Annotated in this window: 1 protein-coding gene; it reads right to left on the bottom strand. The window is 42.1% G+C overall.

Annotated elements, in window-relative coordinates; genetic code table 11:
• Positions 1-41: 41 nt before the first annotated feature.
• The coding region (locus D1839_RS20215; RefSeq protein WP_158589720.1) for a hypothetical protein at positions 42-749 on the bottom strand (708 nt) is incomplete at its 5' end.

A 749-nucleotide genomic window follows, 5' to 3' on the forward strand; every position in this document is an offset into this window, starting at 1 on the left:
TCTTCCTAATTCATCCGTTGTGTATTTATACCCGTCTTGTGTCACATAGCGGACATTAGGTACAAGTTCTTTTCTTCATAGTTTACTTCATTTATTTCTTTAAGACCATTAACCTTATTACCCGTACCCTTACTCTCTACCCTTTCCTCTCCGCCATTCTGCATATTAACCATCTGCGGATTAACGTGATTTTCAAGATCTTTATCTCTAAGTATAAAACTTACGCCACCAGTTGAAACTGCATATTTCTCACCAAAAGAGAACATATCTGCTATTTTAGCCATTTCGGCTTTTGCTGCATTTATCTTTTCCCGGTAATAATTACCACTAAAAGGCTTACTATCCAATAATTTCGGCGCTCTTCTTGCTGCACCTGCACCTATTTTTGCAACGCCTGATGCTCCTTTGATAGCCCAACTACCTGGTATGAAGGCAGCAACGGCTGCTCCGGTGGCGTACATAACTCCTTCACTTTCCACAGTATCGGTGAAGGCTTGGGCAGTTGATTCCACCGCACGCATAGGGTCTTGCATAAATTGTAATGCAGCTTGTGTGTAGGCATTAACTGTTTGACTTGCACTATCCTTTAACCAAGACGGTTCGACAGGGTCAGGAATAATACCAGATACGGTGACAACACCTGCGTCCTTCACAACGGTTAGCAGTCCCATTACCATTCCCGCAATGCTTTCTACAATTCCTCTTTCAAAATCATCAAGAGCTTTATTTACACCACTTACAACATCCCA

The organism is Roseburia sp. 1XD42-34 (assembly GCF_009917385.1).
Classification (GTDB): domain Bacteria; phylum Bacillota; class Bacilli; order Bacillales; family Amphibacillaceae; genus Virgibacillus.